The organism is Streptomyces sp. SID12501, assembly GCF_010550245.1.
Classification (GTDB): domain Bacteria; phylum Actinomycetota; class Actinomycetes; order Streptomycetales; family Streptomycetaceae; genus Streptomyces.
Window position 1 is genome coordinate 1 of record NZ_JAAGLU010000448.1, and the last position, 504, is coordinate 504.

A 504-nucleotide genomic window follows, 5' to 3' on the forward strand; every position below is an offset into this window, starting at 1 on the left:
TGCTGGACCTGTTTCGCCTGGGGCCCGACGGACGCCGCGACGTGCAAGGCATGCCGCAGTTTCAGCCGCGCGCACCCGGTGGGCACCTGCGGAACCTGCGCGCGTCAGGTTCCGCTCTCCGGCGGCCACTGCCGGCTCTGCCGTCACCAGGCCCGGCTGCTGGCCGGCCAGACCGGTGGCGACGGACCGGCCGCCCTTCACCTCGTGCAGGTCACCGGCCAGCAGCTCTTCTTCGGCGACACCCAGCGCCGCATCACCCGCAACAACCCGGGCCGCGTGCCCCGCGAGCCAAGGCAGGGTCGGCTCGTCGCCGCTGCCGGAAAGCTGCAAGTCTGGCGTCCGACCGCCTGGCCCGTCCAGCCCGAGCTCTTCACCCTGCCCATGGACGAGCTGCCGTACCGGATCCTGCGTGACGACGAACCCCGCCTGGCCTGGTTCGATCACGTGGTGCCCGCAGTGGCCCGGATCGGCGGGGCCAAGGGCTGGAGTCACGACGTATGCGAC

At 72.2% G+C, this 504-nt stretch carries 1 pseudogene; it reads left to right on the forward strand.

The annotated features are described in order from the left end of the window. A pseudogene (locus tag G3I71_RS46705) lies at positions 1–504 on the forward strand (hypothetical protein); the annotation flags it as partial.